Source organism: Terribacillus saccharophilus (assembly GCF_000725365.1).
Classification (GTDB): domain Bacteria; phylum Bacillota; class Bacilli; order Bacillales; family Amphibacillaceae; genus Terribacillus; species Terribacillus saccharophilus.
The window spans coordinates 2220680-2234835 of the sequence record NZ_CP008876.1 but is presented as its reverse complement, the minus strand read 5'-3'; the positions used below and the strand labels follow the sequence as shown (position 1 = coordinate 2234835).

12 protein-coding genes are annotated in these 14156 nt (G+C 43.5%); 9 read left to right on the top strand and 3 right to left on the bottom strand.

What is annotated here, in order from left to right:
• Window positions 1-24: 24 nt before the first annotated feature.
• Together rnpA and rpmH are read right to left on the bottom strand one after the other, a co-directional pair.
• Window positions 25-396, bottom strand: coding sequence for a ribonuclease P protein component (rnpA, locus tag GZ22_RS11340; protein WP_038562595.1), 372 nt, complete (start codon window positions 394-396; stop codon window positions 25-27).
• 187 nt (window positions 397-583) lie between these two features.
• Complete coding sequence (gene rpmH, locus GZ22_RS11335; protein WP_038562594.1) at window positions 584-718, bottom strand: 50S ribosomal protein L34; 135 nt, start codon at window positions 716-718, stop codon at window positions 584-586.
• A gap of 607 nt (window positions 719-1325) precedes the next feature.
• Here rpmH and dnaA point away from each other — a divergent pair.
• From dnaA to GZ22_RS11295, 8 genes are all read left to right on the top strand, one after another.
• A complete protein-coding gene (gene dnaA, locus GZ22_RS11330; RefSeq protein ID WP_038562593.1) occupies window positions 1326-2675 on the top strand; it encodes a chromosomal replication initiator protein DnaA in 1350 nt (449 codons plus the stop codon).
• Window positions 2676-2863: 188 nt separating this feature from the next.
• A complete protein-coding gene (gene dnaN / locus GZ22_RS11325; protein ID WP_038562591.1) occupies window positions 2864-4006 on the top strand; it encodes a DNA polymerase III subunit beta in 1143 nt (380 codons plus the stop codon).
• Window positions 4007-4165: 159 nt separating this feature from the next.
• Complete coding sequence (gene yaaA, locus GZ22_RS11320; protein ID WP_038562590.1) at window positions 4166-4387, top strand: S4 domain-containing protein YaaA; 222 nt, start codon at window positions 4166-4168, stop codon at window positions 4385-4387.
• Between the two features lie 30 nt (window positions 4388-4417).
• On the top strand, window positions 4418-5542 hold the full coding sequence (gene recF, locus GZ22_RS11315; RefSeq protein WP_038562588.1) for a DNA replication/repair protein RecF: 1125 nt from the start codon (window positions 4418-4420) through the stop codon (window positions 5540-5542).
• Window positions 5542-5787: an extracellular matrix regulator RemB gene (gene remB / locus GZ22_RS11310; RefSeq protein ID WP_051748216.1), complete on the top strand. Its 246-nt coding sequence runs from the start codon at window positions 5542-5544 to the stop codon at window positions 5785-5787. The genes recF and remB overlap by 1 nt, the downstream gene beginning before the upstream one ends.
• A gap of 19 nt (window positions 5788-5806) precedes the next feature.
• On the top strand, window positions 5807-7735 hold the full coding sequence (gene gyrB / locus GZ22_RS11305; protein WP_038562587.1) for a DNA topoisomerase (ATP-hydrolyzing) subunit B: 1929 nt from the start codon (window positions 5807-5809) through the stop codon (window positions 7733-7735).
• A 43-nt stretch (window positions 7736-7778) separates the two neighbouring features.
• A complete protein-coding gene (gene gyrA / locus GZ22_RS11300) occupies window positions 7779-10295 on the top strand; it encodes a DNA gyrase subunit A (RefSeq protein ID WP_038562585.1) in 2517 nt (838 codons plus the stop codon).
• 68 nt (window positions 10296-10363) lie between these two features.
• A complete protein-coding gene (locus GZ22_RS11295; RefSeq protein ID WP_084160728.1) occupies window positions 10364-11455 on the top strand; it encodes an HD-GYP domain-containing protein in 1092 nt (363 codons plus the stop codon).
• Here the strand turns inward: GZ22_RS11295 and GZ22_RS11290 are convergent, their stop codons facing one another.
• Complete coding sequence (locus tag GZ22_RS11290; protein WP_038562583.1) at window positions 11456-12412, bottom strand: YaaC family protein; 957 nt, start codon at window positions 12410-12412, stop codon at window positions 11456-11458.
• Window positions 12413-12547: 135 nt separating this feature from the next.
• On the opposite strand from GZ22_RS11290, the gene guaB reads away from it, so the two are divergent.
• On the top strand, window positions 12548-14023 hold the full coding sequence (gene guaB, locus GZ22_RS11285; RefSeq protein ID WP_038562581.1) for an IMP dehydrogenase: 1476 nt from the start codon (window positions 12548-12550) through the stop codon (window positions 14021-14023).
• Window positions 14024-14156: the final 133 nt, after the last annotated feature.

Here is a 14156-nt window from a genome sequence, read left to right as displayed (position 1 = left end):
TAACTTCCTTGCATAAGACTTTCCCTATTGCTTCTCTTTATTTTTCCTGTTTGGCTGTTTCAGCAGATGTGATTTCCAAAGCACATGAATCAAGCTTTTTTTCAGTTCCTGGTAAGCCATATCCTTCGCTGGCTGTCTGGCAATGACGATAAAGTCGTAGCCTGGAGCAACCTGCTCATCAAGTTCATGGAAAGCTTGTCTCAAGTAGCGCTTTATCTTGTTCCGCATAACAGCGTTTCCAAGTTTCTTGCTGACAGAAAGACCGATACGAAAATGCGCATCAGCTGCATCCTGCTTCTTATAATATAGAACGAGTTGACGGTTCGCAAAAGAGTTCCCCTTTTGGAAAACTTCCTGGAATGCCTCATTCTTTTTGATTCGGTATTCTTTCTTCATAGAGGGTCCCCTCAAGCATGCCTATTTGCAGAAATAGTCTTTAATTTGAAAGAAGGAGAATAAACGCGGCATTTAAGCTTGTAGTTTATTCTCCTTCTCCACTCATGTAAAAGCACAACGTAAACGCTGTGTCAGTACACTGATCAAGTATATAAAGTCAAAAAGACCACTACATACGTAAGTGGCCTTATGCAGACAATACTTTTCTTCCTTTACGACGACGACGAGCTAGAACATTACGTCCGTTGCTTGTGCTCATACGTTGACGGAAGCCGTGTACTTTTTTTCTTTTACGGTTATTAGGTTGGAATGTACGTTTCATATATAAAACACCTCCCTTGAGGATATATCAAAAATATAGCGAAAGGTCATAGACAGTCTTGAACATTATACGTATAGAAAGGCCAACATGTCAACCTATCATTTTTTGCTGGATCATCTCTTTCTTTTATCCACAGCCCATGTTAATCTAATAACCCTGTGCATAACTTTTTCCACACAGGTTTTCGACAACTTACTCACATAACCGCATGCTGTGGATATTTTTTGTCTACACACGCCGGCATTTGTGGATAACTGTCGATTAAGCATTGCAAGACAAGGATTATTCTGGTATCATATCTGTGTTTTACTGATTGGATAACATCATCACTAAAATCCTTTATCCACAGAGTGTGGATAAGCTGTGGACATCTATTCACAGGTCTGTAGATGCAGTTATCAACAGCAACGTGGACAACTGAAGAAGTCGCTTCATTGCCCTTTATTATGCGGATTTTCTATCCACATCCATATATATATGTGCACGGTCTTTTTGCATGCGTGATCCTTTTTTCGTATGTTTCGAAAAGGCCTTTTAATACCTATCATGATGCAGTTCTTAGAGAAAGTGACTGCTTCTTTCATTTTTTCAGAAAGGGGGATGCCTGTTGGAGAATATTCAGGATTTATGGAAAAAAACATTACAAGCAATTGAGAAACGAATCAGTAAGCCGAGCTTCGATACTTGGCTGAAAAATACACAAGCCTATGCAATTGAAGAAGATACACTTGTGATTGAAGCCCCCAACGAATTCGCCAGAGATTGGCTGGAAAGCAGCTACTCCTCTTTGATCGGAGATACACTTTATGAAGTGACTGGCAATCGGCTGCAGACGAAATTCATCATTCCAGAATTTCAGCAGGAAGAAGAAGTCATCCGCCAGCCGATGCCTAAGAAAGCTGCCGCAAAGGATGCGTTGGCAGAATCACCAAAAAGCATGCTAAATAGCAAGTACACATTTGATACATTCGTTATCGGCTCAGGTAACCGGTTCGCACACGCTGCTTCACTTGCTGTTGCAGAAGCACCGGCTAAAGCCTATAACCCGCTATTCATCTATGGTGGTGTCGGGCTCGGTAAAACCCATTTAATGCATGGAATCGGACATTATGTCTTGGATCATAATCCGAATGCAAAAGTCGTTTACTTATCCTCCGAAAAGTTCACGAATGAATTCATCAATGCCATTAGGGATAATAAGACAGCGGAATTTCGGGCTAAATACCGTAATATCGACGTCCTTCTTATAGATGATATTCAATTCTTGGCTGGAAAAGAACAAACGCAGGAAGAGTTCTTCCATACATTTAATGCATTACATGAAGAAAATAAACAAATCATCATCTCCAGTGACCGTCCGCCAAAAGAAATACCTACATTGGAGGATCGGCTGAGGTCCCGCTTTGAATGGGGATTGATTACAGATATTACGCCTCCGGATCTGGAGACGCGGATTGCCATCCTTCGCAAGAAAGCAAAAGCAGAAGGCCTGGACATCCCAAATGAAGTCATGCTGTACATTGCCAATCAAATAGACACCAATATCCGAGAGCTGGAAGGTGCTCTTATACGTGTTGTTGCTTATTCATCCCTTATCAACTCGGATATTGATGCTTCCTTAGCAGCAGATGCACTGAAAAATATCATTCCTAGCTCAAAGCCAAAGGTTATTACGATCCATGCGATCCAGGAACAAGTCGGCGAGCGCTACAATGTCCGCTTGGAAGAATTCACTGCGAAGAAACGTACGAAGGCTATCGCTTTCCCTCGCCAAATCGCTATGTTCCTATCACGGGAACTGACTGATTTCTCTTTACCGAAAATTGGAGAAGAATTCGGCGGCAGAGACCATACAACCGTTATTCACGCGCATGAAAAAATCTCTAAGCTATTAAGTGTAGATCAGGATTTACAGCGCGACATCGATGACATAAAAGAAAGACTCAAATCTTTCTGACGATTGGACCCTGTTGATAAACGTGCATAAAGTCTTTTTTTATTCACATATTATCCACAGGGTATTTTTATTGGTATTACTGGTCTTTTTCGTACTTATCCACATAATCACAGGCCCTATTACTACTACTGTATTTTTATAAATAATAATTAATAAGAAGAACCCCCCATAGGAGGAACGCAATTATCATGAAATTTGTCATACAACGTGATCGGCTTTTAGCAAGTATCCAGGATGTTGTGAAAGCAATCTCTTCCAGAACAGCAATTCCAATCCTTACAGGGATGAAAATCGAAGCAAAAGAAGATGGCATTACCTTAACAGGAAGTGATTCTGATATTTCTATCGAATCTTTCATTCCAAAAGAAGAAGATGGTATTGTCTATGTAGAACAGATAGAACCAGGCAGCATTGTACTGCAAGCAAAGTATTTCCCGGAAATCGTTAGAAAAGTTCCGATGAATGCAGTAGAGATTGAATCTGATGCACAATTGAACGTAACAATCCGATCCGGAAGTGCAGAATTTAAATTAAATGGCCAAGATGCAGAGGAATATCCACAGCTGCCGAAGCTTCATAGTGAAGATAGCTTTGAACTTCCTGCTGATCTATTGAAAAATGTCATCAAAGAAACAGTATTTGCTGTATCAACTCAAGAAACTCGACCGCTTCTAACTGGAGTAAATGTTCGTGTTCAGGAAGATCAGCTGCATTTTGTTGCGACAGATAGTCATCGTTTAGCATCCCGTCAGATTCCAGTTTCGACAAATGAAACTGCGTTAGGATTCCAAAATGTTGTCATCCCTGGGAAAAGCTTGACTGAATTGAACAAAATCCTTGATGAAAATCAAGATCCTGTCGAAATCCGGATCACAAATAACCAAATTTTGTTCCGTACTAAGCATTTATACTTCCTATCCCGTTTGCTAGAAGGAAATTATCCGGATACATCCCGTTTGATTCCATCAGAAAGCAAGACATCATTGCAGATCGACACGAAGGAACTGCTCCGCTCTATCGACCGGGCATCCTTATTGGCGAAAGAAAATAGAAATAATGTCGTGAAACTGGTAACTCAGGATTCTGGCCAGCTGGAAATCAGCAGTAATTCCCCTGAAGTTGGACGTGTAGTAGAAGAAGTGACTGTTCAGGAAATTTCAGGAGAAGAATTGCGAATCAGCTTTAGTGCGAAATATATGATGGATGCACTGAAGGTCATTGAAAGTGAGCAAGTGAAGATTGAATTCACAGGAGCGATGCGTCCATTCCTTATCCGTCCAACTGATGATGAGGACTTGCTGCAGCTGATTACACCAGTCCGTACGTACTAAGTTATACACATGTGGATAAAGGCACTGCCCATACGGCGGTGCTTTTTTTCTGTGCATAACATGACGGCATGGAGGATTGGGCATAATGAAAATAACTTTCAAAGTTGTGGATACTTTAGTAAAATAATAAGAAGGCAACATAAAGTAAGGAGAGCGGAAATGAACGAAGAAATTCAAATCAACACCGAATATATTCAGCTTGGGAAATTCCTGAAGCTAGTAAATGCTGTCGAGAGCGGCGGAATGGTCAAGCTGTATTTAGCTGATTATCCAGTGCTGGTCAATGGCGAGGAAGAAAACAGACGCGGCAGGAAGCTGTATCCGGAGGATCGTGTAGAGCTGCCGGCGACATCCGAAGCATTCATTGTCAAAAAGGCATAGCAGTCTGCCGGATACAGAAAGGACCTGAGCATGCATATCCAAGAGCTAACGCTTACGCATTATCGGAATTACGATAAGCTGCAGCTTCAATTCGACGATAAAGTGAATGTAATCATCGGTGAGAATGCACAAGGAAAGACGAACCTGATGGAAGCCATCTACGTGTTAGCCTTCTCCAAATCGCATCGAACTCCTAAAGATAAAGAACTTATCCAATGGGATCAAGATTATGCTAAAATAGAAGGGAACATCCTCAAGCGGAAACAGCGGTTTCCGCTTGAGATCGTCCTATCGTCCAAAGGGAAAAAAGCAAAACTGAATCATCTGGAACAAAAACGCCTAAGTGATTATATCGGGGCGCTCAATGTCGTCATGTTCGCTCCTGAGGATCTGAACTTGGTGAAAGGCAGTCCGCAAATTCGCAGGCGTTTTATTGATATGGAGATCGGCCAGATTCAGCCGGTCTATATTTACCACCTTGGACAATACCAAAAAGTTTTGAAGCAGCGGAATCATCTGCTGAAGCTTATGCAGCGGCGCCAGGCTGATCCGACAATGCTTGATGTGCTGACGGAGCAGCTGATTGAGCATGCTGCCATCATATTAGAGAAACGTTTCCTCTTCCTCGGACTGCTCCGCAAATGGGCACAGCCCATCCACCAGAGCATCACGACGAAGCTTGAGACGCTTGATATAGAATATCTTTCCAACTTGCACGTATCAGAAGAATCCGATAAGGAAACGCTGAAAGTAGCTTATGAGGAGAAATTCTCTGAATTACGGACACGTGAAGTGGAAAGAGGGACAACTTTAGCAGGCCCCCATCGTGATGACCTGTCTTTTTATGTGAACGGGAAAGATGTACAAGCTTTCGGTTCACAAGGTCAGCAGCGTACGACAGCTTTGTCACTGAAGCTGGCTGAGATAGAACTAATCTATAACGAGGTCGGAGATTATCCGATTCTATTGCTGGATGATGTCTTAAGCGAGCTGGATGACAGCAGGCAATCGCATCTGCTTGAAACGATACAGGGGAAAGTTCAAACCTTTGTCTCGACGACGAATGTATCAGGTATCCAGCATGAAACTCTGAAACAGGCAGAACTGTTCACAATAAAATCAGGGAAGCTTGTCAGTGAGTCAGGAGGATCCTGATGTTCATCTCGATCGGTTGGAATAATGTCGTCAGAGCTGAAGAAGTTGTGGCCATCTTGGAATACGATCAAGCTGCTAAAACAGTTGATCCCACTTTGGCAGAAAACGATGAAGCGGATCATGTATCAGCCAAATCTATCATTGTCACCACTGATCGGATTTATTCTAGTCCTTTATCAGTGCAGACATTGAAGAAACGGGCTGATAGCACGGTTCCGAGAATGATAGAAGAAGATAACCTTTAGAGAAATGCAGGTGATTTAAATGGCAATGGAAGATAAAATGCCTGAAGAACAGTTGTATGATGCAGATCAGATACAGGTACTGGAAGGATTGGAAGCAGTCCGAAAACGTCCAGGAATGTACATCGGGTCTACGAGTGAACGCGGTCTGCACCATCTTGTATGGGAGATTGTCGATAATAGTATCGATGAGGCGCTTGCTGGCTATTGTGACCATATCCAAGTAATCATCGAAAAAGATAACAGCATCACTGTTGAAGATAATGGACGTGGAATCCCGGTAGGCACACATGAGAAGACTGGCCGCCCAGCGGTGGAAGTTATCATGACAGTACTTCATGCCGGCGGTAAATTCGGTGGCGGAGGCTATAAAGTATCCGGCGGATTGCACGGGGTAGGTGCGTCAGTTGTAAATGCTTTGTCCACGCAGCTTGATGTCATGGTACACCGTGATGGTAAGATTCACGAACAAAGCTTCCAGCGAGGAATTCCAACAGGAGACTTACAAGTCACTGGGGAATCCGATAGAACTGGTACAATTACACACTTCAAGCCGGATCCGGAGATTTTCACGGAAACGACTGAATATAACAAAGAGACATTACTAGTCCGTATCCGGGAACTTGCTTTCTTGAACAAAGGATTGGCAATCAGCCTGGAAGATAGACGTGAAGAGAATCCAGAGCCTGTCACTTTCCATTACGAAGGTGGTATCCGTTCTTATGTAGAGCATCTCAATCGCTCCAAGGAAGTACTGCATGAGCCGTTTTATGCAGAGAATACGGATTCTGAAATTACTGTGGAAGTCGCTTTGCAATACAATGATGGCTACACAAGCAGTATCTACTCTTTTGCGAATAATATCCACACGTATGAAGGCGGAACGCACGAAGCTGGATTCAAATCCGGTCTGACACGTGTTATCAATGACTATGCCCGTAAAAACAATATGTTCAAAGAGGCAGATCCAAATCTTTCTGGGGATGATGTACGCGAAGGATTGACTGCAATCATTTCCATCAAGCATCCGGACCCGCAGTTCGAAGGTCAGACGAAGACGAAGCTTGGTAACAGTGAAGCGCGTCAAGTAACTGATGCAGCGTTCACAGAGCTATTTTCCAAGTTCTTATTTGAAAACCCTGATACTGCACGAATCGTCGTTGAAAAAGGTTTAATGGCATCCCGTGCTCGTATCGCAGCCAAACGTGCGCGTGAACTAACTCGCCGTAAGGGTGCACTGGAAGTGAGCAGCTTACCTGGTAAATTGGCTGACTGTTCTTCCAAGGACGCTACGATTAGTGAATTGTACGTCGTAGAGGGAGACTCTGCCGGCGGTTCTGCCAAACAGGGACGCGATCGACATTTCCAAGCAATCTTGCCTTTGCGCGGAAAGATCATCAACGTGGAAAAAGCGAGATTGGATAAGATTTTAGCTAATAACGAAATCCGTGCCATGATTACAGCACTTGGTACCGGTATTGGCGAAGACTTTGATATTTCCAAAGCTCGCTATCATAAACTGGTCATCATGACTGATGCGGATGTCGACGGCGCTCATATTCGGACATTGCTGTTGACGTTCTTCTATCGTTACATGCGTCCATTGATCGAGAATGGCTACGTTTATATTGCACAGCCACCACTCTACAAAGTACAGCAAGGGAAAGCTGCTTATTACGCTTATAATGATCGGGAACTTGAGCGTGTAATGAGTGAGATTCCTAAAATACCAAAACCGGGTCTGCAGCGTTATAAAGGTCTTGGAGAAATGAATGCAGCACAGCTTTGGGAGACGACAATGGATCCAGAGAACCGTACACTGCTTCAAGTCAGCTTGGCTGATGCAATCGATGCGGACCAGATTTTTGATATCCTGATGGGCGACAAAGTTGAGCCAAGACGGAATTTCATTCAAGATAACGCTGAGAATGTACAGAATTTAGATATCTAACCAATAGAGTATTGGTTCCGGCAATTTGACAGGAGGTTTTCGCATGGCGGATGAATTACGTCCAAGTGTGCAAGAAAGAGATATAAGTCAGGAAATGCGTACCTCATTCCTTGACTATGCAATGAGCGTTATCGTAGCGCGTGCATTGCCTGATGCAAGAGACGGCTTGAAGCCGGTGCATCGCAGAATCCTTTATGCTTTGCATGATTTGGGTATGCATGCTGATAAGGCATATAAGAAATCAGCCCGTATCGTCGGGGAAGTAATCGGTAAGTATCACCCGCATGGTGACACAGCTGTGTACGAAGCGATGGTTCGTATGGCGCAGGATTTCAGCTATCGTTATATGCTCGTAGACGGACATGGAAACTTCGGTTCTGTGGACGGCGATTCAGCAGCAGCAATGCGTTATACAGAAGCACGGATGTCCAAGATATCCATGGAGCTATTGCGTGATATCAACAAGGACACGATTGATTATGGCGACAACTATGACGGCTCTGAGAAACAGCCGCTTGTAATGCCAGCTCGATTCCCGAACTTGCTTGTGAATGGAGCTTCGGGTATTGCGGTAGGTATGGCGACGAATATCCCGCCTCATAACCTGAATGAAACAATAAATGCGGTTTTGGCACTTAGTAAAAATCCGGATATTACTATCGAGGAATTGATGGATGATTATATATTCGGTCCGGATTTCCCTACTGCTGCTGAAATTTTAGGTCGAAGCGGTATTCGGAAAGCGTATGAAACTGGCCGCGGTTCGATTACGATTCGCGCTAAGACTGAAATTATCGAGCATGATAACGGCAAATCGACTATTCTTGTGCACGAATTGCCATATCAGGTGAATAAGGCACGTCTTGTCGAGAAAATAGCAGAACTAGTTCGTGATAAGCGTATTGAAGGAATTACTGACCTGCGGGATGAATCCGACCGTAACGGTATGCGCGTCGTTGTCGAAGTTCGCCGTGATGCGAACCCGAATGTCATTCTTAACAATTTGTACAAGCATACTGCTCTGCAGACAAGTTTCGGAATCAATATGCTTGCCCTTGTGGATGATAAACCGCAGATTCTGAACTTAAAACAGGCATTGTCACATTATCTTGATCACCAGCAAGTCGTCATCCGCCGTAGAACAGAATTCGAATTGCGTAAAGCAGAAGCAAGAGCACATATCCTGGAAGGTTTACGGATTGCCCTGGATAATCTCGATGAGATCATCAGCTTGATCCGTGGCTCTCAGACAACAGATATTGCTCGTGAAGGATTGATGGAGCGCTTCAAGCTTTCTGACAAGCAAGCACAAGCCATTCTGGATATGCGTCTGCAGCGTCTGACAGGACTTGAGCGTGACAAGATCGAAGATGAGTACCAGGAACTTGTCAAAGTGATCGCGGAGCTTAAGGCAATTCTTGCGGATGAAGAGAAGGTGCTTGAAATCATTCGAGAAGAATTGACTGAGATTAAGGAACGTTTCGGTGATGAACGCCGTACGGAAATCGTTATTGGCGGTATTGACTTCATAGAGGATGAAGCACTTATTCCTGTAGAGAATGTCGTTATCACATTGACGCACCAAGGTTATATCAAACGCCTGCCTTCAAACACTTACCGCAGTCAAGGACGCGGCGGCCGAGGAATTCAAGGTATGGGAACGAACGAAGATGACTTCGTCGAACATCTTATTTCTACCAGCACACATGATACGATTCTGTTCTTTACGAACAAAGGAAAAGTATATCGTGCGAAAGGGTATGAGGTACCGGAATTTAGCCGTACAGCGAAAGGTATTCCGATCATCAATATGCTTGAAATAGAAAAAGGCGAATGGATTAATGCTTTGATTCCAGTCAAAGAGTTCGCAGATGATTGGTATTTGATATTCACTACCAAACAAGGGGTTTCCAAACGGACGACTCTATCTCAATTCGCCAATATTCGTAAGGGCGGTCTTATCGCATTGAACTTGCGTGAGGACGATGAATTGATTTCAGTTCGTATGACAGATGGTCATAAACATATCATGATCGCGACGAAGAATGGTTATCTGATTCGATTCCCAGAGGAGCAAATTCGACCAATGGGCCGTACAGCTGCTGGGGTTAAAGGGATAACACTGCGCGGAGACGATGATTCGGTCGTGTCCATGGATATAATCGATGAAGGTGTCGATATCCTGAATGTTACCGAAAAAGGATTCGGAAAACGGACACCAGAGTCAGAGTATCGCATCACGAACCGTGGCGGTAAGGGAATTCTTACATCCAAGATCACGGATAAAACAGGACAGATGGTATCAGCTAAGCCGGTTACCGGTGAAGAAGATATTATGATCATTACAGTCTCTGGTGTATTGATTCGGATGCCTGTTTCAAGTATTTCGTCTACTGGCCGGAATACACAGGGTGTTATTCTGATTCGTATTCAGGAGAATGAAGCGGTAGCTACTGTTGCTCGTATTGATAAAGAGCAAGAGGAAGAAATCGAGGATGTTTCAGATGATATGCTGGAAGAACCAGTAGTATCAGAGACAGATAATACAGAAGAAGATTGATGATTGTTATAGAGCATTCCCGCTCCCATAGTGGGAATGCTTTTTTTACATAACCTTTGGATGAAAGGATGCAGGATATGATCGTCTCAGCCAATCAGCTCGTCGCTGGCTGTATCGTAACAGCCGATGTTATCGGTAAAAGCGGTATGCCGCTCGTAAAAAGCAAGACAGTACTCACAGATACGGAGATCTTTTATTTGCAAAAGATGCTCGTAAAAGAAGTAACAGTTGCCGGTCATTTAGAAGATGGCAGCAGTTTTGTTCCTGAAAAGGATTCTGTAAGTGTTCGACCTGCCATCATACAAGTGCATTTCCTGGATGCTTATGCAGCAGCAGCTGAAGGTTACCAAAAGCAATTCAATGCATGGCAGCATGGCTCCACTGTTGATATAGCTGTACTTCGCAAACATATTCTTCCTGTACTGGAGAAGGTCAGTGAATGGGAAGGAAATGTGTTCAATTTGCCTGCATACCGTAGACAGATTGATTATTTGCCGGAACACGCAGCAGGTACGGCTGCACTTGTAGCTGCTGTCTTACAAAAAGCAGGTTTTTCTGAGGCGGACATCAAGCAAATTGGTTTGGCTGCTTACCTGGCAGATTGCGGAATGGCCAAACTGAAGCAGCCGTATCACATCCAGAAACGCCGTTTACATGATAGTGAATGGGAAGATGTCCAAAAGCATCCTACCTTCTCCTATCGTATGGTTGAGCAGGCTCCTCTCCTTTCTTCAAAAGCGAAGCTTGCCATCCTCCAGCATCATGAACGGGCAGATGGAGCTGGTTACCCACTGCGATTACCGAAGGAAAAGATTCATTCATTTGCGAGTCTCCTCTCCATTTGTGATACTTATCATGCTTTGATATCCGAACGTGCTTATCGAGCTGCTGTATCACCATATGAAGCAGTGGACATCATCCTGGAGGAGCAATTCAGACGATTTGACCCAGCAATGATTCAGCACTTTATCCAGGCATTTGTCGATGCTCAGCAAAACACAAAAGTCAGATTATCATCTGGGGATATTGCTGAGGTTGTCTTTACTGATACTAACCATCCAACCAGGCCGATGGTACGTGAGCAAGAATCAGGGCAAGTGAAAGCATTGACTGAAATACCACATATACGCATTGAACAGATCATCTATGAAGCACGCTAATCAGCGTGCTTTTTTTATATCCTGAAAATGCTTTAGCATGTAAGATCCAATCAATAAAGGGAATTTTTCAGCAGTAATCTCCAAAAATCGGACAATGAGCGGATATTCGTTACGCCGGTTAACATGGAGCAGATCTGTCCACCACTCTGCTTCATAGCGGCAAATCATGCTTAAGTTATATAGCAGGGCATAATGAGCCATGCATTCATGAAAGCTGCTCCAATAGCTTTGCCGAACAAAATAGTGTTTTTGGGTTAATGGATTACAATAAAGCGGTCCGGCTGTTTGCCACAGCGAATCAGGAAGCTGAATTGCAAGCTTATCTTGCTCCATTATGTTAAAAGAGAAAGATTGCAGGAATTCTAAAAAGCGGCGTTTTGTATATTGAAATTCGTCTAGTAAGCACTCCGGCAGAATAAGCGCATCTTTTTTTCGGCTTGCTTCTGTTAGATTACGCTTCCCCTGCTGCATTGAAAGAAGATTATGAAGCTCTGGGACTAATCCGAACATATCCCCCATAGAAACTTTTTTAATGCTATGAAGTTCCCTTTTACAAACGTGACGTGAAAAATACGGGAATAAGCCGCGCTGCTGGGATAATACTTCATCCGAGCAGAATTGATAGTCACGTTTCTTACGCTTGCGAGTCGACAAACCATGTGCAAGATCAGCTGTGGATTCTGGGTAATCAGGACGTGTCAGCAGCAAACTCGCCTTCATAAAATGGGTCATTCCGTAAAATAATAAGACAGGCTTCATTAATAGCGGGGCATCTTTGCCATAGGAATAATAAGACTTACCATGTTCCAGATAAGCAAGAAAGGCGGAAATGTTTTGATAGCTCCGTGTTTCTGCATCAAGAATACCGAGATGCTGGTAGCTTTTTTGCAGGAAGGAAAGAGCTGCATCCTCTGCTTCAAGGAAGGAAAGAAAGGTGGATACGTTTTCATCATGCATACAGAATCCTCCAATGATTTTTACGTGCTCATATAGTTGAAAAACCGCGCATCTTGGCGTATTGTAAGTAACAATAGGTTTTAATAGCAGTATTTTAACCATATATAAACATTTCATGATAAAAGGAGGATAAACATGCGGGAAGATAAGTTTACAAAAGAGGGTTTAACATTTGATGATGTCTTGCTTGTGCCAGCAAAATCAGAGGTTCTGCCACGTGATGTGAAATTCCAAACAGCATTGACGAAAAATATCACTTTGAACATTCCATTGATCAGTGCAGGAATGGACACAGTAACAGAAGCAAGCATGGCGATTGCAATGGCTAGACAGGGTGGACTTGGTATTATCCACAAAAATATGTCCATTGAAGAGCAAGCAGAGCAGGTGGATCGCGTCAAACGTTCGGAAAGCGGCGTTATCACAGACCCATTCTTCTTATGCCCGGAAAACCAAGTGTTCGATGCAGAGCATCTGATGGGTAAATTCCGCATTTCAGGTGTACCAATCGTTAACAACAGAGAAGAGCAGAAACTGATCGGTATCCTGACAAATCGCGATCTTCGTTTCGTACAGGATTATTCCATCGCGATCTCCGATGTCATGACAAAAGAAAACTTGGTGACAGCACCTGTTGGAACTACATTGGATGATGCAGAGAAAATCCTTCAGAAACATAAAATCGAAAAGCTGCCGCTTGTCGATGAAAATGGTGTGCTGAAAGGCTTGATCACGATCAAAGATATCGAGAAAGTGATTGAGTTCCCGAATTCTGCTAAAGATAAACATGGACGTTTGTTAGTAGGAGCTGCTGTTGGGGTCACTGGTGATGCAATGACTCGTATCAGTAAGTTGGTAGACGCAGGTGTGGACGTACTTGTTGTTGATACAGCTCATGGTCACTCCAAAGGCGTTTTAGAGCAGGTTAAAGCGATCAAAGACAAGTTCCCTGAAGTTGACTTGATTGCTGGTAACGTAGCGACAGCAGAAGGTACGCGTGCGTTGATTGAAGCTGGTGCTGACGTCGTAAAAGTTGGTATTGGACCAGGTTCTATTTGTACAACACGTGTTGTAGCTGGTGTAGGTGTACCGCAAATCACTGCTGTGCACGATTGTGCAGCGGAAGCAGAAAAGCATGGCGTCTCCATCATTGCTGACGGCGGAATCAAGTATTCCGGTGATATCGCTAAAGCGATCGCAGCAGGCGGACATGCTGTTATGCTCGGCAGTATGTTTGCAGGTACAACAGAAAGCCCTGGTGAGACTGAAATCTTCCAAGGACGTCAATATAAAGTGTATCGCGGTATGGGATCTGTCGGTGCAATGAAATCTGGCTCCAAAGACCGCTACTTCCAAGGTGAAACAGAAGAAGCGAAGAAACTGGTTCCAGAAGGTATCGAAGGCCGTGTTGCATATAAAGGATCACTTTCTGATACAGTTCACCAGCTGCTTGGCGGCTTGCGCGCGAGCATGGGCTACTGTGGTGCTCCTGATATTGATTACTTCCGTGAGAATGCACAGTTCATTCGTATGACTGGTGCAGGATTGCGTGAGAGCCATCCGCATGATATTCAAATTACAAAAGAAGCACCGAACTATTCCGTTAACTAATTATATTTTGAAACGACGCCAAATTCGGCGTCGTTTCTTTTTTATAGTACATAATCTAACAAATAAACAGATTTTTTGCAATATAAATAATATTGTAAATATGGAAAGGGTTTGCTAACGTTATGGAGAATTA

Excerpts from the sequence above, each read along its gene's own strand:
- rnpA (WP_038562595.1), bottom strand. The coding sequence starts at position 396 with ATGAAGAAAGAATACCGAATCAAAAAGAATGAGGCATTCCAGGAAGTT.
- rpmH (WP_038562594.1), bottom strand. The coding sequence starts at position 718 with ATGAAACGTACATTCCAACCTAATAACCGTAAAAGAAAAAAAGTACAC.
- dnaN (WP_038562591.1), top strand. The coding sequence starts at position 2,864 with ATGAAATTTGTCATACAACGTGATCGGCTTTTAGCAAGTATCCAGGAT.
- yaaA (WP_038562590.1), top strand. The coding sequence starts at position 4,166 with ATGAACGAAGAAATTCAAATCAACACCGAATATATTCAGCTTGGGAAA.
- recF (WP_038562588.1), top strand. The coding sequence starts at position 4,418 with ATGCATATCCAAGAGCTAACGCTTACGCATTATCGGAATTACGATAAG.
- remB (WP_051748216.1), top strand. The coding sequence starts at position 5,542 with ATGTTCATCTCGATCGGTTGGAATAATGTCGTCAGAGCTGAAGAAGTT.
- gyrB (WP_038562587.1), top strand. The coding sequence starts at position 5,807 with ATGGCAATGGAAGATAAAATGCCTGAAGAACAGTTGTATGATGCAGAT.
- gyrA (WP_038562585.1), top strand. The coding sequence starts at position 7,779 with ATGGCGGATGAATTACGTCCAAGTGTGCAAGAAAGAGATATAAGTCAG.
- GZ22_RS11295 (WP_084160728.1), top strand. The coding sequence starts at position 10,364 with ATGCAGGATATGATCGTCTCAGCCAATCAGCTCGTCGCTGGCTGTATC.
- GZ22_RS11290 (WP_038562583.1), bottom strand. The coding sequence starts at position 12,412 with ATGCATGATGAAAACGTATCCACCTTTCTTTCCTTCCTTGAAGCAGAG.
- guaB (WP_038562581.1), top strand. The coding sequence starts at position 12,548 with ATGCGGGAAGATAAGTTTACAAAAGAGGGTTTAACATTTGATGATGTC.